Source organism: Streptomyces sp. NBC_00400 (genome assembly GCF_036048035.1).
Taxonomy (GTDB): domain Bacteria; phylum Actinomycetota; class Actinomycetes; order Streptomycetales; family Streptomycetaceae; genus Streptomyces.
In genome coordinates this window covers 54,552-75,090 of record NZ_CP107940.1, presented here as the reverse complement: position 1 = coordinate 75,090, position 20,539 = coordinate 54,552, and the positions used below count along the sequence as shown (strand labels likewise).

Below are 20,539 nucleotides of genomic sequence, written 5' to 3'. Positions count from 1 at the left end.
CACGGGCCCGGATCTAGATGTCGCCCGCCTGCTCCTTGCGCTGGGGGCGCGGATACGGATCCGCTGCGCGCCTCGGCGGTGCGGGGCGGATCTCCCGGGACTCGGCCGGGGCAGCTTCGGCGGAGGCACCGTCGGAGCCGAGCATGTCCTCGCCGTACAGGTCCTGTACCCAGTTGGCCTGGTAGATGGTGTCGAGGTAGCGCTCGCCGAGGTCCGGGGCGATGGCCACCGCGGTGAGCCCGCGCGTGTCGTGCCGGGACAGCCAGTCCATCGCGCCGCTGACAACCGTTCCGGTCGAGCCGCCGAAGAGGAATCCGTGTCGGGCCAGTTGGTGGCAGGCGCGGACGGTATCCGCCTCCGCCACGCGTACCGCCTCGTCCACGAAGGACTCGTCGAGCAGCGGGGGAGGGACGCTCATGCCCAGGCCGGGGATCATACGGCGTCCCGGTGCACCGCCGAAGCTCACCGAACCGACACTGTCCACCGCGACGATCTGCACCGGCCGGTGCCACTGCCGGAAGTAGCGCGCGCAGCCCATCAGGGTTCCGGTGGTGCCTGCCCCGATGAACAGCACATCCAGATGTGGGAACCAGCGGGCGATCGCCGGTGCCGTCGTGCGGTAGTGCGCCTGCCAGTTGCCCGGATTGGTGTACTGGCTGAGCCACACCCAGCGGTCGTCGGAGGCGCACAGATCGCGGACGTAGTCGAGCCGTGCGCCGAGGAAGCCGTTGCCGGACTCGTCGGCGGCGATGACGTGCACCTGGCTGCCCAAGGCCTCCATCATCAGCCTGGTCGACAGGTTGCAGCGGGAGTCCGTCACGCACAGGAACCGGTAGCCCTTGCTCGCCGCGATCATGCTCAGTGCCACGCCGAGGTTGCCGGACGAGGACTCGACCAGGACCGATTCGGGAGTCAGGGCGCCCTCCCGCTCGGCCGCCTCCACCATCTCGGTCGCGGCCTTCAGCTTGATCGAGCCGGCGAAGTTGAGGCCCTCGCACTTGAGGAACAGGGACTGCCCGAAGATCGCCTGGAGGTCGACGTAGAGTTCTTCCTCGTTGAAGGCGTAGGGAACAGATATGACTGGCATGATGGGTCCCTCCTCTGGAGGCAGAGCACCTTCGGATTTCCATCCGACTAGGGCGGACTCCTCATTGCGCCGGCGCCGGTCTCATCCGTACCGGCGCAGTTCATGGAAGAAGTTGTCGACGACCTGCAGCCGGCCGGAGCGGACCACCTCGTCGTAGACGTACTTGCCGACCGCGAGATCGAGCACGCCGAGGCCGAACGGTGAGAAGACCGCGGGCCGGTCCGCCGGCACCGTCACCCGCCCGTTCATCACGTCGTCCAACGTGCCGTGCAGGAAGTCCCGGTTGCCCGTGAGCTGTTCGGCCAGATGCGGGGAGGTGTCGGCGGTGAGACAGTGCTCGACGTCGTCGACGATATTGGTCGAGGCCAGCAGGACCTGCGGCGCGAGGTCGCGCAGCGACACGTGCAGGACCACCGGGTTGTGGACGAACCACGAGGAGTCGTGGACGTGCGGCCGGCCGGCGACGGTGGCGAAGACCACCAGATCGCTGAGGCGGATCAGTTCCTCGGCGCTGGGGTGCACGGTGATCCGGCCGGCGGTGCCGGTCTGCTCCAGGTACACGCGGAAGCCGGCGGCGCTGTCGGCGGACAGGTCGTGCACGCCGATCTCGTCGAACGACCAGCCGGTGCCTTCCAGGAACGTATGGATGTAGCGGGCGATCAGGCCCGCCCCGAAGAATCCGACGCGCAGCGGGCGCGGGCGGCCGCGGCTGAGCCAGTCGGCCGCCGACGCCGCCGACGCGGCAGTTCTGGTGGCGCTGATGATCGAGCTCTCGAGGCAGGCGAACGGGTAGCCGGTGGCGGGGTCGTTGAGGATCAGCACGGCGGAGGCCCTGGGAATGTCGGACGCCACGTTCTCCGGGAAGCTGGAGATCCACTTCAGCCCGTCCACCTGTGCCTCTCCGCCGATCGAGGCGGGCAGCGCGATCATCCGCGAGGACCGGCGGTCGGGGAACCGGAGGAAGGAGGACGGAGGGTTCACCGAGGCACCGGCGCCGTGCAACCGGTAGGTGTCCTCGACCACCTCCACGATGTGCTTCTCCCGTCCTTGCAGGGCGGTCTGGACCTGCACTCCTGAGATCACCGCGAAGGGGGGCACGGTGAGCGGCGGTTTCGTCATGGCGGACTCCGTTGCACTGGAGCGGATGGTGTTCACGAGGTGGTCACCTCGACGGTCGGTGAGCAGTCGGCCAGGCGCAGCGGACCGGCCATCGCCACCACCACCTCTCGCGGTCCCTCGAAGGGCTCCCTGCTGTGCGCGGTACGGACGTTGTCGACGAGGAGCAGGTCACCGGCCTGCCAGGGCCGGCGCACGGTGTGTGCCTCGTAGACCTTGTTGAGCAGCTGGACGGTGTCCTCGGTAAGGGGGTCGCCGTTGCCGTAGCGGGTGTTGAACGGCAGCCCGTCGGTGCCGTACTCGTCGATCAGGTACTCGCGGACCTCGGGGGCCATCGTCCACTCGTTGAGGAACGCGATCTGGTTGAACCAGCAGCGTCGCCCGCTGACCGGGTGGCGCACCACGGCGCTGCGGCGCTGTTGTGTGCGAAGCCCGCCGTCGGGCTGCCACGCGCACTCGATCGCGTGGGCGCGGCAGTAACGCTCGATGGCGCTCCGGTCGTCGGTGCCGAACGCCTCCGGCAAGGAGGCCCCGATCTCGTCGTGGTAGCTGCGGGTGAGCAGCCAGCCCTCCCGCTCGAACCGCTCGGTCAGCTCGGGCGGCAGCGCGTCGAGCACCGCGGTGGAGTCCGCGACCCCGGTCGCCCCGCCCCCGGTGGGTGCGCCGAGGCAGGCGAACAGCATCAGGCCGGGGAATTCGAGCGTGTAGCTCAACTCGTGGTGCATGCACATCGGCTGGTTCGGCGGCCACTTGGAGGAGGAGTAGACGCCCTCGGAGTACGTCTGCCGAGGGGCGAAGGATTCCCTCTCCGTCACCGGAGCGAGGCCCAGCCGCTGGACGACCGCGCCGACCTCGGCCGCGTGACGGAGCTCCAGGCCGCGGACGAGGACCGCACCGTGTTCGAGGACCGCGGCGCGCACCGCGTCCCGGTGCTCGGCCGCCCAGCTCGCCGCGTCCGCAGTGGTGTCGAGCCGCAGCATCGGAGTCCGGCCGGGTACCGACTCCAGGTCCGGCAGCGAGGTCGGGAGTGAGGGTGCCATCGTGGTGTCCTTTCGCTCTGCGCCGGCGGGCAGCCGGCCGGTGCCCGGCACCGTGGTGCGGCCCGGCACCGTGTCGTGGTCCTGCACCGTGGTCCGGCCCCGGACCGTGTTGCCCCGCCCGGACTCAGCCGGCGCCCGCGGCGGCCCGGAGCCGGCCGTGGAACGGCTCTCGACCAGCCGGGCCAGGTCGGCGAGGACCGGGTGCTGCAGGAGGTCCTTGGGCGAGACCACGCGATCCAGGCAGATCGCGACGCGTACGGCCGACAGTGAGGTGCCGCCGAGGTCGAAGAAGTTGTCCCGGCCTGCGATCCGGTCCTCCGGGATGCCCAGCGCCTTGGCCCATGCGGCCGCAAGCCGCTCTTCGGCCGGTGTGGCGGGCGGGTGACGGCCGTCCCGGGTGCCGCCCTCCTCGCTGGTGCCGCCTTCCTCCTTGGTGCCGTCCCCCTCGGCGAGTGCGGACAGCGCCTTCTTGTCGGTCTTTCCATTGGCCGTCAGCGGAAGGCTCTCGCGCCAGTGGAAGGCCGACGGAACCATGTACGAGGGCAGGGACCGGCTCAGTTGCTCCTGCAGTGCGGCCGCGTCCAGCGGGCGAGGACCGGAGTAGAAGGCCACCAGCCGCTGAGCCGGGCCGCCTTGTGGTGAGACCACGACGGCGCCGTCGCGGATTCCCGCCACCCCGAGCAGGGCGTTCTCGATCTCGCCCATCTCGATCCGGAAGCCGCGGATCTTGACCTGGGCGTCCTGGCGGCCGAGGAACTCCAGCTTTCCCTCCGGAGACCACCGGCCGTAGTCGCCGGACCGGTAGAGCCGGGTGCCCGCGCGGTGCGGATCCGCCGTGAACACCGGCCGGGTGCGCTCGGGATCGTTGACATACCCACGGCCGACGCAGACTCCGGAGAAGACGATCTCACCGGGGGCGCCGAGCGGCACCGGTGACAGGTACTCGTCGACGAGGTAGACGTGCACATTGCTGACGGGGCGGCCGAGCGGGATCCGCTCGCCGTCCGGCACCCGGTCCATGACCTCGTGATGGGTGTCGTCGCAGGTCTCGGTCAAGCCGTAGGCATTGACCAGCCCGATCCGGGGCGCGGCCGCGAACCAGCGCTGGACGAGCTCCTTCTTCAGGGCCTCGCCGGTCACCGACACGCACCGCAGGGAGGGGAGTTCACGGGGGTGCTCTTCCAGGAAGGACAGGACGACATCGAGGTAGGACGGCACCACCTGGAGCACGTTGACCCCGCCGCCCACGATCGTGTCGAGGAACCGTCGGACGTCCAGGACGGCCTCCTGCTCGACCAGCAGGGTCCGCCCGCCCGCCGGCAGCGCGGAGAGCAGCTGCCACAGGGAGATGTCGAAGCACTGCGGCGCGGTCTGGGCGACGACCTGTCCCTCGGTGATCCCCAAGTCGTCGATCTTGGCGTACAGGTGGTTGAGCATCCCCTCGTGCTCGCACATCGCGCCCTTGGGCTCGCCGGTGGAACCGGAGGTGAAGATGACATAGGCGAGGTCGTCCGGCGCGACGGGGACGCCGGGATCGCTGTCGTCGCCGCTCTCCTCGTACGCCGCGTCGATGAAGAGCCGCTGGATCCCGGGCAGCGACTCCAGGGCCCGGTCGAGCGGAGCGGTGCTGCCGGGTTCGGTCAGCACCAGCCCGCACGAGGCGCGGGAGAGCATGGTGGCCATACGGTCGGCGGGGAAGTGCGGCTCGATGGGCAGGTACGCGCCTCCGGCCTTGAAGACCGCGAGGACGGCGGCCAGCCAGTCCAGGTTGCGTTCGGTCACCACAGCGACCACGTCTTCCCGGCGCAGTCCTCGTGCCAGCAGCGTGTGGGCCAGCCGGTTGGCACGGGTGTTGAGCTCCTGGTAGGTCCATTGCCGGCGGCCGTGCACGGCCGCGATGGTGTCCGGGTGCGCCCGCACCCGCTGCTCGAACAGCTCGTGGAACCGGTGGTCCGGCAGCACCCGGCGCGGCCCGGCGAGCCCTTCGAGCTGCAGGTGCAGTTCCTCGGCGGACAGCAGACTCTGCCGCCCGTGCGTCGCATCCGGATCGGCGGCGATCAGCGCGAGCGCGGTGAGGTGGTAGCCGGCGATCCTGGCGGCACACGCCTCGTCGAGCACATCGGTCCGGTAGTGCAGCCGCAGCAGGTGCCGGCCGTCCCGGCACACCACAGCCACCCGCAGCACGGTGCCTTCGGCCGTTCCGCCGCCACCGGTCGGATCGAACACCGTCTCGGGCGACGGAACGGACCGGTCCGGCGTTCCCCCGGGGCCGTCGGCCCGATCGCCCTCGCGCGCCGGCAGCTGAGAGGCGACCTGATGCGTGTCGCGCACCAGCGTCCGCCATGACGCTGCCGCGGTCGTCAGCCGGCAGGGCAACGGATCGCCGCCCGCCACGGCGACGTAGCCGGTCGCGACCGTCCGCTCACCGGACAGCGCACCGAGAACCCTGGCGTGCGCGGCCAACAGCACCGAGTGCGGTGTGACGCCCCACTCCTGTGCCCACCGTTCCAGCGCCGGCAGCAGGTGCTCGGGTATCACCGACTCGTGTGCCGCGGTGCCCGGAACCGGGGTGCGGGTCCACCGCGGGACCGTGGCGAACCCGCCGGCGGCGGGCTCATCGCGCCGGAAATCCACGTCGTTCGTCAGCCGCGTCGCCATCGGAGCTACCTCCCTTCCCCGCCGTCGCCCCGGCGGATCTGCCGGGCCGGATTTCCTCCCCACCACGCGTGGTGCGGGAGGACTTCGCCCTTCATGAGGAACGAGTCGGGCGCGAGCACCGCGCCGTCGCCGATCGCCACGCCGTAGTGCACGAAGGCGCCGACGCCGAGCGTGCTGCCGGAACCGATCGTGCTGCGGTCGGACTTGAAGGTGCCGTCCTCCTGCGAGTGGCACTGGACGACGCTCCCCGCGTTGAGCGTGCAGCCGTCCCCGATGGTGACCATCGTCCGCTCGGTCAGATAACAGCCGTCGTCGAAGACCCTGCTGCCGATCCGGACACCCAGCATCCGCCAGATCAGGCTCTTGAACGGGGTCCCGTCGAACATCCGCAGGTACGTCTCCGACGGCACCTTCCAGTAGCGTTCACGCCGCCAGAAGCGGAGGTCGTAGATCGAGCAGAACAACGGGTCCGTGGGATACCAGGCCGTGACGGCACGTTCGATCAGTACGTAGTAGACGGCGGTGAACAGCACGACGAGCACGTCGGCCAGCGCGATCGCCGCCGCACCGAACGGGGCGTAGAGGTCGGCGGCGGCCGAGACGAGCAGCGTGACCAGGAAGAAGTAGATCCACCGGACCAGCAGGTACCACGCCATGGTGGCGGCATTGTGCCGGTTCTTGGCGGGCAGCCGATGGCGCAGCTGCTCCTCGCTCTTCAGCCCGTCGAAGCTGCTGTCGCGCTGTACCGACCGCGGAATCTCGAAGCTGGGCGAGCCCAGCAGCCCCACGCCCTCCCGGACCTTCCCGTCGATGGGGACCATGACCTTCGTCGCGAGCAGACAGTTGTCACCCGTCCTGCCCCGCGAGGGATAGGCGATCCGGTTCCCGAGGAAGTTCTGTGCTCCGATCGACGTCCGGGAGACACGGAACGAGGTACTCGAAAAGTCCGCGTTGTTGATCGACAGCCCGTCGGCGACCATCGTGCCGCTGCCGACGGAACTCAGGTACGGGGTCTCGTGCTTCACCTCCGTGCCGAAGTTCGATCCGGTCTGCTCGATCCGCGACAGGTCGTACCCCAGGTACCGCAGGTAGTGGACGATGCAGGAGCTGTCGCCGAACAGACGCATCAGCGACCTCCTGTTGGTCATGAAAGTGATCGCCCGGTGCACCCCGTAGTGGAAGCCGTACAGGGGATAGACCCTGCCCGGTGTGATCGTCCGGTTCAGCAGGCGCGGAACCGTGGTCAGCAGGAGGAGACCGAGGGGGAGGGCACCGAAGAAGACGACGAGCGAGAATGCCAGGGCGTCACCGTAGAAGGTCCAGCTCGTGAGAGCCGAGGGTCCCGGCTCCAGGGCCGCGGCGAGCTGCGGGGCCGCGGCGAGCAGGATGCCCATGGCGCCGATCGCCAGCGGCACGTACACCAGCAGCACCGTCAGCAGCTGCAGGACGCTGTGGAGCAGTCTTCTGGTGGCACCGCAGTCGGCCGCGCCCACCACCTGGTAGTCCACATCGGTCGGCTGCGCCGGCGACCCGTGCCAGTGCTCGCCGTCGGGTACCGCCTGCCCGCTGTGCAGCGAGGAGGCGTGGCCGAGCTGGGCCGCAGCGCCCAGCGAGGTGTCGATGTCGAGCACGGTGGCCTCACTGACGACCGTGTCCTTCCCCAGGGTGACCGTGCCGGTCTGGATCAGGCCGGCGTGGGCCCGATAGCAGTTGAAGAACGAGTCCTTGCGTATCAGTGCGCCATCGCCCACCGCGAGCAGGTCCGTGCACACGGGAACGTTCCTGGAGAGAATCACGACGCGTCGCCCGATCCTCGCGCCCAGCGCCTTGAGATAGAGCGCATACAGCGGCGACCCGGCGAACAGGACCAGGGGATCGGAACGGATCAGCGTCTTGACGATCCAGAAGCGGACATACGCCAGGCTCCAGACACGGATCTGACGGGGCTTCCACCGGCCGATGAGTATCCACTTCAGCAGGATCGGAAGGGCGGACAGACTCACAAAGCTCGCCGCGCCGAACAGCACCGCCCGCAGGTACGCGTCGAACGCACCGGATCCGGCGGAGATCCACGTGTAGCCCCGGGCGGCGACGTAGGCGACGAGGTAGGAGTATCCGAGGAAGGCCAGCAGCTGCAGCGCTCCGCACAGGACGTAGTGCGGCGTGCCGGTCGGACTCACCGCCACCGGCGGGGGAGGCGGCGACTCGGTGCGGGCAGCGGGGGTCGTGGGGACGGCGGGGGCACCGGGGTCAGCGGCGGCCGCGGCCTCGGCGGCCGCGAGCGCCGTCGCCAGGCTCCGGATCGTCGGGTTCCGGTAGACGTCCTTCATCGATACCGAGGGCAGGTCCGCATGCTTCCTGACCCGGGCGCAGAACTGTGCCATCACCATCGAGTCGGCGCCCAGTTCGTCGAAGAAGTGGCTGTCGACCGACACCTGAGCGACGCGCACGACGTCAGCCAGTACCGCAGCGAGAACCCCCTCGACGCCGGCGGGCGGGGTGGCAACCCCGCCCCGTACCGTGGGGGATTCCCCCAGATCGGGAGGCAACGCTTCAAACGACTTTCCCGCCATGTGAGCTCCCTGGGGAAGTTCCGGCCGCCGTCGTTCAGTGCCCTGTCGCCTGGCGCCTTTGCTTGTTCCGGCGCAGGCCCGGGGGGCGAACCGAGCGGTGGGTGAGGTGTCGGCACGGACGGCGGGGCCGCCAGCGGGAATCCGGTTCCCGCTTATCGCCTGCGCTCGACACGAGAGACGGTCAGACAGCACAACCTTTGTTCGATGCTAGCGTGGGAATCGGTTGGGGACATTTTGGAAAAACTTTCTCATATGGGTCCGCGTATCGAAAACCTGGATACGCGCCCCTTCCCGACCGGAAGCTTGTGCGCCCACGACCGGCTTGTTTCACCCGAATGGGGGCACGTCGGCGCGACCCCATCGCCCCCAAGTGCGCCCACGTCCACGGCTCCTCAAAGGATCTGACCCGCTTTTCGGCGGGAGTGGCGAGGTGCATTACGGATTCACGGGCAATAACTTGATGCACAGCGAGCCCGAATATGTAACGGAATGGGAACAGAATAGGGCGGGATGGAATGTATGACGCGTGACGCATGCGATGTCGCCGGGAAAACTTCCCTATCACTCGTTGCAGAAAAACGACGAGGAGGTTATGCATGCGGAGGAAATCGGTGCAGAGAGGCCTTGGTCGCAAAGCGAAGGAGTCGGCATTCGCTCGTACGGATTGCCGGTGGGGCTCGTCGGGGAGACCGGGACGAGCCAACTTGCTCTGAGTCGGCAGACGTCGTGCCGTCACGGCCGGAAGCCGGCCGTGACGGCACGTATGTCTGCACCTGTGTCTGCACCGGCGTCGGCGGGCGCTGAAGGAGGCGGCGGCCTGGTGCGGCGCTCAGTCGGGTATGCGCGTTCCTTACAGGGCGGCGGGCTGTCCGAGCGCGGCGTAGTACCTGCCGACTTCGGTGAGGTAGCCGACTTCGGCGGTCTGGCTGTCAAACGCAAAGCGGGGGGCGGCTTTGATCTCGTCCCTGGCATGGGTGACCGTTACCGTTTTGGCGGCTGTGTCGACGGAGTGAACGATGCCCGCGGGCACCAGGAGGCTCTTGCCGAAGACCCACACGCTGGTGTCGACGATGAGATGCTGCCTGCCCGGCTCGTTCATCTGACGTTCCACTTGCCCCAACGTCCCGTCAGGGGTCTCCACGGTGAACCCCGTCAACGGCTCCTGACCCTGGTAGCCAACGTCTGCCGGGTACGCCCAGATGTTCTTCATGACGGTCGGTTCCTTTCTCTGTGCACTATCGGGCCGGGACGGTCCGCGAGGTTGACCGCCGCCGCAACACCGTCCCGGCTCGCCCCCTGCCCTACCCAGGTAACAGAACGTCACACGGGCAAGCATCCAGAGAGAGGCCAAACCAGGGATGGCGGTGGCTCGGCACGGTCGGCCCGGCCGATGCCGGCCACATGCTTCTACCTGCGACTTCGCCCACTCTCGCGAACCATCGACGAGGGGCACCGCGAGGATCCACGGGGGTGAATTCCTTTCGGGGCCGGTGCGCTGGGTAAACGCAGGGAACACCGTCCAGCGTCACGGCCACAGCCACAGCCACAGCCACAGCCACAGGCAGAGCCACGGCCCAGCTCACAGTCACCGACAGGGAAGGGGGCTGATCGGGTGATTCGGGGTTTGCCGCTTGGATGGCGGGCAAGCTCCCCGCCCACAACGCATCGACGACAGGAATGAGGTGAGCCCCATGAGGCCGGTGCCACCTGCGGCCTGCCGCCTGCCGTCACCGGTGTCCCGGTCGTCATCCGCGTCGTCGGTCGTGACCGGTGTCGTCGGTGTCGTCGGTCGTGACCGATGCCGCCTGAAGTGAGGAGAACTCGTGAGTGCCGAATTTCCCGTCCCGCAGACCGATCCCGTCGGCCCGCAGGCCGAGGTCCCCGACCCGCAGGCCGAGCTGCCCGGCCCCGAACCGGAGCCGACGGCCCACGGACACCTCACCCGCGCACAGCTGACCCGGCCGCCCGGCGACGCACGCTGGGAGATCGCTGTGGTCCTCTACGGCGTCCCCGCCGACGAGTGGCCCTCCACGGAGCTTCCCGGCCCGAACGTGCCGACTCTCACCGCACGCGGGCAGGCGCTCGCACGCTTGGGCTACGCCCAGACCGGCCCTGGCTCCCACTACTGGGAGTGGGCCGAGTGCCAAGACGGCGACCACGACCCCGTACAGCTGATGGCACACACCGAAGTCCAGTCCATCGGCCCGGACCCGTCCACTCCCCTTCGATGAGGTAGCAGCAGAAGCCGCGGACACGGACCCACCGTCGGCACCGGTGCGGGTAACAGGGGTGGTGTTTCGCTCCGTCCCACACCTCTGCGCGCCGCACGCCACGCCGCCTTCGTGCCCCTCGGGAGTGGCGCAGAGATCTCGTCAGCGTGCTTGAGGTTGACGTGACGTGAGCCGCTACGGTCCCGAACCATGAAGATAAGGGTGCACGACACGGCGTCCGCCATGCTCGCTCTCCTGCGACGGCCCCTGGAGGAACGGCCCGACGCCCTGCGGGACATACTCCACCCGCTCCAGAACGTGATGTCCACGGTGGGTGATATGGACCTTGTCCAGATGCACCAGCTGGGCTGTGGCTTCCGAACCGACCGCGACGATCCACGCTACCTGCCTGCCCTGCGCCGGATGCAGGACGCGGGCGTGTGGACTCGGATCGAGGACTCTCTCGCCACCGCGTGGGCGCGACTCAACGGTGCGGTGCCCGGGATCAAGCACGCAAAGACCGTGCACGTCGTCGTGGTGCTCGGCGATCCCGACGACGAACACCTCACCGTCCACAGTGCCGGCTACCTCGGCATGGGCGGCATCCCGGGCGCCATCCACCTGATGATGTGGCCCACTGACACGAGCCTGAAGAAGATCGGCCACGCCGCCGCACACGAGCTCCACCACAACGTGCGTTATGCGAATGTGGCCTGGGACCCGAGGGCCGTCACGGTGGGCGAACAGGTGGTTGCCGAGGGACTGGCCGAGGCGTTCGTGCGGGAGCTGGCCGGCGAGCAGGCCATGGGCCCCTGGTCGAAGGGCCTGACCGGCAACGAACTGGACGACGCCTACGAAAAGGTCACTGCCGGAATCGACGTGGCCGGGATGGACAACCTGCCCGCGTACGTCTTCGGTGACGCCACCGCGCGGCGCTTGGGGCTGCGGCCCGTGGGACTACCGGACTTCGCCGGGTACGCGGCTGGACTGCGAATCGTGGACGCCCACCTGGCAGCCTCCGGTTTGACCGCTGCGCAGAGCACCGCCCTGTCGGCACGCGAGATCCTCCTCAACGCCGGTGTGCAGACCAGCGCGTGACGTTGTCCGGCGGGGTGAGCCGGTCCTGGTCGCCGTGCCGGATCAGTGCGGGCGCACTGATCCGGGTGCGTGCGTCCCAGGCGTCGTGCTCCGCCCATCCCGTCCTCCGGCAAGGACCGCCACCGCATGAAGAGAGAGGGGAAGGGCGCACGGGTAGCGGGTCTGGCGCGGGCAGCTGCGGGGGGACGGTGGTGGGGCGGTGCGGCACGGCGGCACGGCGGCACGGCGCGCGGGCACGCTGGGGCACACCCTTGTGCCGGACGCCGGGATGTAGTGCGCTAACTCTCATGGGGAAGAGAAGCGTTGTTGCCGCACTGGCTGCCGCCCTGGCGACGGGGTCTCTTTTGACGGGGCTGACGAGTCCGACGCGGATGACGAGTCCGACGGCTTTGGCAGGTCCGACGGGTTCGGCGGGCGCGCCGAATGCGCGCGCAGTAGCCGATGAAGCCGACGCCGACGCCGACGCCGACGCCGGCGTCGGCGGTTCGCCGCCTTCGGCCGACGCGCCCCCGATTCCGGGAGTCGATCTCGACACGGTGACGATCCCGGAGTTGCAGGACCGCATGGCGCACGGTTCGCTCACCCCGTCGGCGCTGACCACCGCCTACCTGCGCCGGATCAAGGCCATCAACCCCAAGATCCACGCGGTGCTGCGCACCGACCCGACGGCCCTGCGCCAGGCGGCCGCCAGCGATGCCAGGCACCGGCACGGCGACACCCGCGGCCCACTGGATGGCATCCCCGTTCTGCTCAAGGACAACGTGAACACCCGCGACATGCCGACCACGGCCGGGTCGTCGGCGCTGGCCGGGATCCCGCCGGACACCGATGCCCCGCTGGTGACCCGGCTGCGGGACGCGGGGGCGGTGATCCTCGGCAAGACCAATCTGTCCGAGTGGGCGAACTTCCGGGCGGCGAAGCCGACATCGGGTTGGTCGGCGGTGGGCGGACAGACGCGTAACCCGTATGCATGGGACCGGAATCCGTGCGGGTCGTCCTCCGGTTCGGCTGCCGCGCTCGCCGCTTCGTTGTCGCAGGTGGCGATCGGTACCGAGACGGACGGTTCCCTCGTGTGCCCGGCCGGGATGAACGGGGTGGTCGGCCACAAACCCAGCCGCGGACTGGTCAGCCAGGCCGGCGTGGTGCCGATCTCCGCCGAACAGGACACCGCGGGGCCCATGGCCCGCAATGTGACCGATGCCGCGCTCACCCTTTCCGTCCTCAGCGGTGGTGACGCCTCGCACCCTGGCGGGACCTCGCTTCCTGGTGGCGCTTCGCATCCTGCTGGTGGCACCTTGCTTCCCAGCGGTCGCTCCGGCACTCTCGGCTCCACCAGCTCCACCAGCTCCACCAGCTCCACCAGCTCCACCAGCTCCACCAGCTCCACCAGCTCCACCAGCTCCACCAGCTCCCTCGGCTCTTCGGGCCTCCTCGGCGAGCTGACGCACCACGGCAGTCTGCGCGGCAAGCGGATCGGCCTGTGGCGGCTGCCTTCGCTCGGGCCGGAGGTGAACGCCGTGATGACCCGCACGGCAGAGAAACTGCGCACCGCGGGAGCCGAGGTCGTGGAGGTGACACCTCCGTATCAGAAGCGTCTTGCCGAACTCGAATTCCCGGCGTTGTACAGCGAGTTCCACCGGGACATCGACGCCTACCTTGCCACTCGCCACGGCCCTCGGAACCTCGCCGCACTGATCGATTTCCACCGGACCCACCCGGAAGAGCGGACCTGCTTCGCCGGTCAGGAGCTGTTCGAGCGATCCCTCGCCGCGCCTCCCACCACCGACCCCGCGTACCGCGCCAAGCGCGCCGAGTTGAAGGACCTCTCCCGGCGTTCCATGGACGAGACCCTGAGCGTCCATCATCTGGACGCCATCGCCGCGCCGACGAACCCGCCCGCCTGGACGACCGACTGTGCCCGCGGCGACAACGATGTGATCCCGTCCTCGACCCCCGCCGCCGTCGCCGGGTACCCGTCGTTGTCGGTGCCCGCCGGGTTCGTGAACAAGCTGCCCGTCGGCCTGCTCCTGATGGCCGGTGACCATCAGGATGCCGAGCTCCTGTCGTTGGGCGCCGCGGTGCAGCACCGACTGGACGCCTGGCGGGCACCGGGCTACCTGCAGTCGGTGGGCCCCGACGCCTCCCGGCGAAGGGCCGGGTGACGACCGGCCTTTCGGTGCCCGACTTCTTGCCGGAGGTACTGCCGGCGGTTGAGGTCGGCTGGCGGCTGGGACGTTCCCACTGGGGGCAGGGCTTGGCCACCGAGGCCGCTGCGGCCGCTGTACGGTTCGGATTCGAAGAGCGAGGGCTGGAGCGGATCGTCAGCATCACTCAAGTGGGCAACGACGCCTCCGAACGGATCATGACCAAACTGGGGATGCATCCGGTCCGGGAGACCGTCAATCCCACTTGCGGTCGGCGAGTACGGGTGTACGAGTTGTCGTCGGACCAGTACGTCACAACCACGCGTTGATGCCGCACCCGACCGCGTGCCGGGCCTTGTGGTCCCCTGGGCCGTACGAGGGCGTGGAGCGATCCCGATGGCTGGCCGCCACGGAGCGAGATGTGGTGAGTCCTTCAGCAGGTCGTCAGTCTCCACGTCGAGTGCGGTGGCGCGAGAGCCCAAGTCTGGCGTCACAACCGAACTTGGGGCTCCCTCGTCCTGCGGGCAGCCGATCCCTTGCAATCGATCATTCAGGTAGCTCGGCGGCTACTGCTCCTCAGCGGAGAGTCGTCGCACCTCGAAGTGGAAGCATCCGTATTCCAGTGCCCTGATGTGCACGAGCACCACGTCCGGGTCGTTGAACGCATCGTCGAAGGCTGCATCGAAGCCAGCCGTGGCGTCGGCCGGAATCTCCAGAAGGCGGCCACCTGCGATATGGCCCCGGGCATCGTAGCGGCGCACGGTACGCAGGGCGCCCGGCCGAGCGAAGGGATAGTTCTCGCCGGGGGTGAACCCACCGCAGTCATCGGCGTGGATGAAGACGGGACCCTGTTCGTCGTACGCGCCCGGATCTGCACCCTTCGCGGCGGCCCAACGACGCAACGGGGCGTAGGAAACAAGGGCAATCCGCTCGCCGAGTGTGATGGGGCGCAGGCAGCAGCGCAGCGGGGAGCCCACGTCGTCGCGGGTCGCGACGTACGGGGCGCAGGGACGGCCCGCGTCATCGGCAACCCGCAATTCCTTGAGGACGGCTGTGTCAACGGGGAGCACGGTGTACTTGGTCATGTGCCCATGCTGGCCCGACGCACGTGTGTTTGCTGGCAGGAAACGGACGTCGCATTGGTGCGCGCCCACGCAGGAGACCGACCGGAAACGTCACACCGGCTGAACGCAGGCCGCCTACGATCGCCGACCCCTTCGAATCGATCATCTAGTTGACCCCGGTCCGCGCGTTCAGTCGGCTATGTGACCACACCCGGGCCCTGACCCGGCCCAGACCCAGACGCGGGCCCTTCACACTCCACACACCGATCTCCCCCGATGCGAAAGCGCAAGCCCCAAACACCGCCCACCCCAAGGACCGTGCATTCGCGCCGAGTTCCGGCCGTGTGACGTCTCACGGTTTCGGCCGCGCGAGGAAAGGATCTGCGGCTGACAGCGCTCCGTAACGCGGAATTTCCGGTTCCGAGCGCCAGTGCGCCGGGGCGTGAGCACGATCACCGCCGTTGAACTCTGCACCTTCCCCCAGGTGTTGTCTCGTTCGTTGCCTGATCCGACGGCGCCGCTTGATGATCCGTTCGTCCCTGCCAGCATGTGGCGGCGGCGGGCCGACCTTCGGCACGCCGGCCAAAGCCCTCCTCTGCTGCCCAGTTACACCAGCTAAAGAGGAGGAGCCGAGACGAACAGAACAGAGGAGTGGAACATGTCGCGTCCCACCCGACGCCAGGTGCTGCACGGCAGCGCCGCGGCCCTTGCCGGAGCGGCGCTCGCCGCACCGGTAGCCCTTGCCGACACCGCCGTCGCTCGCCCCGCCGACGGCCACGGACACTCGGCGGGTGACGGAAACCCCGGGAGCAACGGACACCCCGGGGGGCATGAAATGCCTGAGCCCTTCAACGAGATGTACCAGGGCCGACACATCGAGGGCTGGCCGGCAGACGAGCAAGCCCCGGAGCGCGGAAGCCATGGGAGCAACGGAAGCCGTACGGATGCCCCTGCCGGGCCCCACGACGGCATGGACATGGACTTCGTCGTCCGCATCGACAACGACGACCTCCATGTGATGCGAAACGCGGACGGCACCTGGATCAGCCTGGTGAACCACTACGAGACGTTCACCACGCCACGCGCCCTGGCGCGCGCCGCCGTTCGTGAGCTGCAGGGCGCGGATCTGGTCCCGGTCGTCACCGGCTGACGCCTGCCCCTGACCGTCCCCCACCGAGGAGTCCTCGACATGGCAGTCCGGAAGAATCAGGCGGACCTCACCGCCACCGAAAAGCGGAACTTCGTCGACGCGGTGCTGGAGCTCAAGAGCAGCGGCCGCTATGACGAGTTCATCAGCACCCACAACGCCTTCATCATCGGCGACACCGACGACGGAGAACGGACCGGCCACCGGTCCCCGTCATTCCTCCCCTGGCACCGCAGGTTCCTGCTGCAGTTCGAAGAAGCCCTGCAGAGCGTCACCCCGTCGGTCACCCTGCCCTACTGGGACTGGACCGTTGACCGCACACCCCGCAGCTCCCTGTGGGCTGACGACTTCCTCGGCGGCGACGGGCGGAGCGGTGACGGCCGGGTGCCTTCGGGGCCGTTCGCCTTCGGCAATGGCAAGTGGCCGATGAACATACGCGTTGACGGCCGGACGTTCCTACGTCGCTCGCTCGGCACCGGGGTCCGTGAACTGCCGACCCGGGCCGAGGTGGACCGCGTACTCGCCATACCCACCTACGACGCCGCCCCCTGGAACAGCTCCTCCGAGGGCTTCCGCAACAACATCGAGGGCTGGCGCGGCCCGAATCTGCACAACCGCGTGCACGTCTGGGTCGGTGGGCAGATGACCACCGGTGCCTCGCCCAACGACCCCGTCTTCTGGCTGCACCACTGTTTCATCGACAAGCTGTGGGCCGACTGGCAGCGGCTGCATCCCAAGTCGGGGTATCTGCCGACCGGCAACACACCCGACGTCGTCGACCTCCACGACACGATGAAACCGTGGAACGACGTCACTCCGGCCGACTTGCTGGATCACACCAAGTTCTACACTTATGTATGACAGGTCCATGACAGAAATGGTCTCCGCGCCCTGAAGCCGCCCGGCCCGGCGCCCGACTCAGCGCCCGGCCCGGCGCCCGACTCGGTGCCTGGCTCGGTGCTCGACCCGGCGCCCGGGTCAGGGATGCCAAGTCCCCGGAGGCGCCCGCGATCTGCGACCTCGCGTCCGATCGTGTGACCCACCTGCGGGCACGGCCTCGCGCGCTACGGCGCGGGGCCGTGCCCGCCGTGCTCTGGGCAAGCGGAAGGGCGATGGTGACGGCGGTGATCGCGGTGTCCCGCGCTCGCCATACTCCCCTCTCGTCATGCATGAGCCGCCGGGCGGTCCGGCCGTGAACGGAGCATTCAATCTGCGTCGCGTCCTCAGCGGCCAAATCTGCGTCGCGTCCGCGGCGGCCCGATACAGCCAGGTCAGCCACCTTCAACGGCCTCCAGCCGGCGGGGCGCGCTCCGCAGCAGACTCGCTGCGCTGAAGAACCAGCTGTGCCGACGAAGAACCAGCTGTGCCGACTCGTGCACCGAACGTGTTCGTAGCCGTCCAGGACGCACGGCAGTGGCGCAGCTCCGGCGGAGCTCCGCCCTGGTGGAATGACGGAATGACGGATGCCCGGGACGGGGTATCCCGGGCACCAGGTGGGTTGCAGGCCTGACCGTCAGGCGGCGACGGTCATCAGCGGCCGCCGTTAGCCGTAGTAGACGACGATGACACCGGGGCTGAAGCCGTAGCCGTAGTAGCCCCCGTAGCCGTAGTAGTCGCCATAGTCGTAGCCGTAGCCATAGCCGTGGCCGTACTGGTCGCCCCAGTTATGGCCGCCGCCGTCGTGGCTGGAGTAGCTGAACGGCGCATGTGTCGGTTCGGCGGCAGCTGTCCCGGCAGTGGCGACCGCTGCGCCGCCGGCCAGCAGGAGCCCTCCTGCGGTCAGCGCGATGGCTCGTGTCAATCGATTGGTGGACATAGGTCCACACCTTCTTATTGCTAGGGATTTGGCGGCCCGCCACCCGATGGTGAGTCCTCGCCACAGGCGGGAATCAGAGGTTCGGGAGCTTCCCCTGGGTGATCCGCCTCCCGGCGGTTGCCCAGGCGAGTCAGATTTGCCGCTTATGTGCCTCTTATATGAAGGTTACACCTCTCCCCTGAAACGCCTCAAACGAGAGATGGGTAATACATCCAATGATGTTCCGTCGGGCGCTGATCGTCCGCTGGGGCACCCGTTCAGCCGGGTTGAAGGGGAGGGGGAAGGGGGAAGGGGCGATCGAGTGCGAACCGACACGAGCGGTTCGACTCGACCCCGCAGGTCGTCCGTCATCCGTCATCAGCCGCCGCGGCGAGGCCGACCCTTCTCCCGGGCTTGTCCAACGAGGCGACAGGCAGCGGAAGCGGGACGTGGTACCGCCAGCAATCCCGTGAGCTCCCCTTAGACGTCTTCCGGGCCGAACACTGCGTGCCAGGCAGTACTCAGTACGGTGGCTGCCTCGCTGTCCGACAAGTGCGGCGCACCGCAGGCCATCGCGGTATCGAGCAGAGCGCTCAGGGCTGATTCCCAGGGATCTGCGAGAGCTGGATCCCCGTCCTCATCAAGAGTGAAGGATCTCGCTCTTCCCCGGTGTTGGGCACTCTTCGTGACCACCCACCAGATCAGCGAGAATCCGTGTCCGATGGGTGACCGCGAAGGCCCGGCCCCGGGGATCGACAAGGTCGATGCGTGATCCTGGTTCCGGTAGTGCTCGCCTTCCGGCTGGTCCACGAGCCACCGATCCCACGCCTTGTGGTACTCCTCAGCGGCTTCGGGGTGGCGGGCGGAGGCAAGTTTCCGCGCGCCTTCCTCATCCAGGGCGAGCCCGGCTTCAAGGACACGGATCACGTTGTCGCCGTGAGGGCCGAAGAGGACCGACGGGGAGAGCTCCGCCAGCAGGTCGACAGCGATGGCGCGGGTGAAGCCGGCGCCGGACGACAGGCCTCCCGCGGCTCGTGCCATCGCGGCACGCTCCTCATCCGTCACCGGGGGCACCACCCGGGCCCGGAAAAGTCGCCCAGGCCATCGGGTGACCGGGACCCGCTCCAGTGAGTGTTCGACCACGATCCACGGTGGCGTGAACGTTGGCAGCGTCACCCGCGTACCAGCAGTCGCTGCCTTCAGGCAGTCACGAGACGTGCCGCTGACGAACACAAAACCGGTTGCTTCGCGCGGAGCCGCGAGACCCTTCATCGACACCCTTGCACCTCTGAACTCCTGCACTTCTGAACTCCCGTATCGAGCACGGCACGTCACTTCAGGATGGACTCATACGCCCATGCCGCCTCGCGGGGCCGCCGGCCGGGCGCGAGCATGGCGCGCAGGAGCCGGGTGCTGTGCGTCGGCGCGGGGCGGAGGAACCAGGCGGCCGAGGCAGCCGGCACACCGGGGGGCAGTCTCAGCTTGGTCAGCCCGCCAGGGGAAACCAGGATGAGCCGGTCGATCCGGGGAGAGCCGCTGGACAAGGCGATGCCGGCACCGAAGGAATGGCCCATCGGCGCTTTCTAGGGGCCTCTTCCGTGTCCCCCGCAGGCGTGGGTAGCACTGGTGTCATCATCGCAGTGCGAGGCATACCAGCTCCGCCACCAGTCAAGAACCTGCTCGGTGCCGGGCCGGCCGGCTGGCTAGAGTGGCCGCTATGAGCGAGCATCCCGGACCTCGGATCGTGTCACCGGTGCCGCTCGGCGCGGGTGGCGGTGACGGCGACTGGTTGCCCGTCACCGCGGGCGAGTCGGGAGCCGTTGTCTTTCGCAGTGCGGACGCTGCGCGGTACGCCAAGTGCGTGCATGCCGTGGACGCCGTGGGCCTGAAGACCGAGCGCGACCGGGTCGCGTGGCTGGGTGACCAGGGCGTACCGGGACCCCGGGTGCTCGACTGGCACTCCGGTAGCGCAGGTGCCTGCCTGGTGACCAGTGCCGTCCCCGGCGTACCCGCCGACCAAGTGTCCGCCGCGGACCTGCGAGTCGCCTGGGAACGCATCGCGGACGCCGTCCTTCGGCTGCACGAGGTGCCCGTGGGGGAGTGCCCGTTCCGCCGGGGGCTGGACGCCATGGTCGCCGTGGCGCGCGACGTCGTGACCCGCGAGGCGGTGAACCCGGAGTTCCTCCCCGTCGAGCAGCAGCACACGCCGGCCGCGGAACTGCTGGCCCGACTCGTCCCGCAGGTCGTGCGGCGACGGGGCCAGGAGGCCGCCGACACGGTCGTCTGCCACGGCGACCTGTGCCTGCCCAACATCATCCTCGACCCGCAGACCCTGGACGTGTCCGGATTCATCGACCTGGGCCGCCTCGGGCTTGCCGACCGTTACGCAGACCTTGCGCTGCTGCTCGCCAACGCGCGGGAAACCTGGCCGAACGAGGAGCAGGCGCGGGCCGCGGACCTGGCGTTCGCCGAGAGGTACGGCATCACCCTCGACCACGACCGCCTGCGCTTCTACCTCCATCTCGACCCGCTCACCTGGGGTTAGTACCTGTCTCCTCGATCGGGAGTCATACCTGCTCCCGCTCGAACATGATGTGCGGGAGCCGA

Annotated in this window: 16 protein-coding genes and 1 pseudogene; 7 read left to right on the top strand and 10 right to left on the bottom strand. The window is 68.7% G+C overall.

The window, feature by feature from the left end:
- Nucleotides 1–13 precede the first annotated feature (13 nt).
- From sbnA to OHS81_RS00300, 5 genes are all read right to left on the bottom strand, one after another.
- Nucleotides 14–1,087 carry a 2,3-diaminopropionate biosynthesis protein SbnA gene (gene sbnA, locus OHS81_RS00320; protein WP_328381305.1) on the bottom strand — a complete coding sequence of 358 codons (1,074 nt, stop codon included), beginning with the start codon at nt 1,085–1,087 and terminating at the stop codon, nt 14–16.
- An 81-nt stretch (nt 1,088–1,168) separates the two neighbouring features.
- Nucleotides 1,169–2,206, bottom strand: coding sequence for a 2,3-diaminopropionate biosynthesis protein SbnB (sbnB, locus tag OHS81_RS00315; RefSeq protein WP_328381303.1), 1,038 nt, complete (start codon nt 2,204–2,206; stop codon nt 1,169–1,171).
- A 32-nt stretch (nt 2,207–2,238) separates the two neighbouring features.
- A complete protein-coding gene (locus OHS81_RS00310) occupies nt 2,239–5,901 on the bottom strand; it encodes an amino acid adenylation domain-containing protein (RefSeq protein ID WP_328381301.1) in 3,663 nt (1,220 codons plus the stop codon).
- Nucleotides 5,902–5,906: 5 nt separating this feature from the next.
- Complete coding sequence (locus OHS81_RS00305) at nt 5,907–8,474, bottom strand: Pls/PosA family non-ribosomal peptide synthetase (protein WP_328381300.1); 2,568 nt, start codon at nt 8,472–8,474, stop codon at nt 5,907–5,909.
- 850 nt (nt 8,475–9,324) lie between these two features.
- Nucleotides 9,325–9,684, bottom strand: a complete 360-nt coding sequence (locus OHS81_RS00300) for a PRC-barrel domain containing protein (RefSeq protein WP_328381298.1) — start codon at nt 9,682–9,684, stop codon at nt 9,325–9,327.
- Nucleotides 9,685–10,297: 613 nt separating this feature from the next.
- On the opposite strand from OHS81_RS00300, the gene OHS81_RS00295 reads away from it, so the two are divergent.
- The 4 genes from OHS81_RS00295 (at nt 10,298) to OHS81_RS00280 (ending at nt 14,255) form a co-directional block, all read left to right on the top strand.
- Nucleotides 10,298–10,705 (top strand): DUF6303 family protein, encoded by a 408-nt coding sequence (locus OHS81_RS00295; protein WP_328381296.1) that lies wholly within the window; start codon nt 10,298–10,300, stop codon nt 10,703–10,705.
- 189 nt (nt 10,706–10,894) lie between these two features.
- The gene (locus OHS81_RS00290) at nt 10,895–11,782 is read left to right on the top strand and encodes a DUF2268 domain-containing protein (RefSeq protein WP_328381294.1); all 888 of its coding nucleotides are present in this window, start codon (nt 10,895–10,897) and stop codon (nt 11,780–11,782) included.
- A gap of 287 nt (nt 11,783–12,069) precedes the next feature.
- A complete protein-coding gene (locus OHS81_RS00285; RefSeq protein ID WP_443058628.1) occupies nt 12,070–13,944 on the top strand; it encodes an amidase family protein in 1,875 nt (624 codons plus the stop codon).
- Nucleotides 13,941–14,255, top strand: a complete 315-nt coding sequence (locus OHS81_RS00280; RefSeq protein ID WP_328381291.1) for a GNAT family N-acetyltransferase — start codon at nt 13,941–13,943, stop codon at nt 14,253–14,255. Before OHS81_RS00285 ends, OHS81_RS00280 begins: the two co-directional genes overlap by 4 nt.
- A 47-nt stretch (nt 14,256–14,302) precedes the next feature.
- Here the strand turns inward: OHS81_RS00280 and OHS81_RS37280 are convergent.
- Both OHS81_RS37280 and OHS81_RS00275 read right to left on the bottom strand, forming a co-directional pair.
- A pseudogene (locus OHS81_RS37280) lies at nt 14,303–14,420 on the bottom strand (IS982 family transposase); the annotation flags it as partial.
- 72 nt (nt 14,421–14,492) lie between these two features.
- Nucleotides 14,493–15,011 (bottom strand): DUF1203 domain-containing protein, encoded by a 519-nt coding sequence (locus OHS81_RS00275; RefSeq protein ID WP_328381289.1) that lies wholly within the window; start codon nt 15,009–15,011, stop codon nt 14,493–14,495.
- A gap of 637 nt (nt 15,012–15,648) precedes the next feature.
- Here OHS81_RS00275 and melC1 point away from each other — a divergent pair.
- Together melC1 and melC2 are read left to right on the top strand one after the other, a co-directional pair.
- Nucleotides 15,649–16,140 (top strand): apotyrosinase chaperone MelC1, encoded by a 492-nt coding sequence (melC1, locus tag OHS81_RS00270; RefSeq protein ID WP_328381287.1) that lies wholly within the window; start codon nt 15,649–15,651, stop codon nt 16,138–16,140.
- Between the two features lie 39 nt (nt 16,141–16,179).
- Complete coding sequence (gene melC2, locus OHS81_RS00265) at nt 16,180–16,998, top strand: tyrosinase MelC2 (protein WP_328381285.1); 819 nt, start codon at nt 16,180–16,182, stop codon at nt 16,996–16,998.
- Nucleotides 16,999–17,680: 682 nt separating this feature from the next.
- On the opposite strand, the gene OHS81_RS00260 is transcribed toward melC2, so the two are convergent.
- The 3 genes from OHS81_RS00260 to OHS81_RS00250 all read right to left on the bottom strand — a co-directional run bounded on the left by OHS81_RS00260 (nt 17,681) and on the right by OHS81_RS00250 (nt 19,506).
- Nucleotides 17,681–17,953, bottom strand: a complete 273-nt coding sequence (locus OHS81_RS00260) for a hypothetical protein (protein WP_328381282.1) — start codon at nt 17,951–17,953, stop codon at nt 17,681–17,683.
- Between the two features lie 459 nt (nt 17,954–18,412).
- On the bottom strand, nt 18,413–19,210 hold the full coding sequence (locus OHS81_RS00255) for a hypothetical protein (RefSeq protein WP_328381281.1): 798 nt from the start codon (nt 19,208–19,210) through the stop codon (nt 18,413–18,415).
- A gap of 53 nt (nt 19,211–19,263) precedes the next feature.
- The gene (locus OHS81_RS00250) at nt 19,264–19,506 is read right to left on the bottom strand and encodes a hypothetical protein (RefSeq protein ID WP_328381279.1); all 243 of its coding nucleotides are present in this window, start codon (nt 19,504–19,506) and stop codon (nt 19,264–19,266) included.
- A gap of 143 nt (nt 19,507–19,649) precedes the next feature.
- Here OHS81_RS00250 and OHS81_RS00245 point away from each other — a divergent pair, with 143 nt between their 5' ends.
- Entirely contained in the window at nt 19,650–20,477 is an 828-nt protein-coding gene (locus OHS81_RS00245; protein WP_328381277.1) for an APH(3'') family aminoglycoside O-phosphotransferase, read from the top strand.
- The last annotated feature ends 62 nt before the right edge of the window (nt 20,478–20,539 follow it).

Bases quoted from the DNA above. Each gene is read 5' to 3' on its own strand.
- sbnA (WP_328381305.1), bottom strand. From the start codon at position 1,087: ATGCCAGTCATATCTGTTCCCTACGCCTTCAACGAGGAAGAACTCTAC.
- sbnB (WP_328381303.1), bottom strand. From the start codon at position 2,206: ATGACGAAACCGCCGCTCACCGTGCCCCCCTTCGCGGTGATCTCAGGA.
- OHS81_RS00310 (WP_328381301.1), bottom strand. From the start codon at position 5,901: ATGGCGACGCGGCTGACGAACGACGTGGATTTCCGGCGCGATGAGCCC.
- OHS81_RS00305 (WP_328381300.1), bottom strand. From the start codon at position 8,474: ATGGCGGGAAAGTCGTTTGAAGCGTTGCCTCCCGATCTGGGGGAATCC.
- OHS81_RS00300 (WP_328381298.1), bottom strand. From the start codon at position 9,684: ATGAAGAACATCTGGGCGTACCCGGCAGACGTTGGCTACCAGGGTCAG.
- OHS81_RS00290 (WP_328381294.1), top strand. From the start codon at position 10,895: ATGAAGATAAGGGTGCACGACACGGCGTCCGCCATGCTCGCTCTCCTG.
- OHS81_RS00285 (WP_443058628.1), top strand. From the start codon at position 12,070: ATGGGGAAGAGAAGCGTTGTTGCCGCACTGGCTGCCGCCCTGGCGACG.
- OHS81_RS00275 (WP_328381289.1), bottom strand. From the start codon at position 15,011: ATGACCAAGTACACCGTGCTCCCCGTTGACACAGCCGTCCTCAAGGAA.
- melC1 (WP_328381287.1), top strand. From the start codon at position 15,649: ATGTCGCGTCCCACCCGACGCCAGGTGCTGCACGGCAGCGCCGCGGCC.
- melC2 (WP_328381285.1), top strand. From the start codon at position 16,180: ATGGCAGTCCGGAAGAATCAGGCGGACCTCACCGCCACCGAAAAGCGG.
- OHS81_RS00260 (WP_328381282.1), bottom strand. From the start codon at position 17,953: ATGTCCACCAATCGATTGACACGAGCCATCGCGCTGACCGCAGGAGGG.
- OHS81_RS00250 (WP_328381279.1), bottom strand. From the start codon at position 19,506: ATGGGCCATTCCTTCGGTGCCGGCATCGCCTTGTCCAGCGGCTCTCCC.
- OHS81_RS00245 (WP_328381277.1), top strand. From the start codon at position 19,650: ATGAGCGAGCATCCCGGACCTCGGATCGTGTCACCGGTGCCGCTCGGC.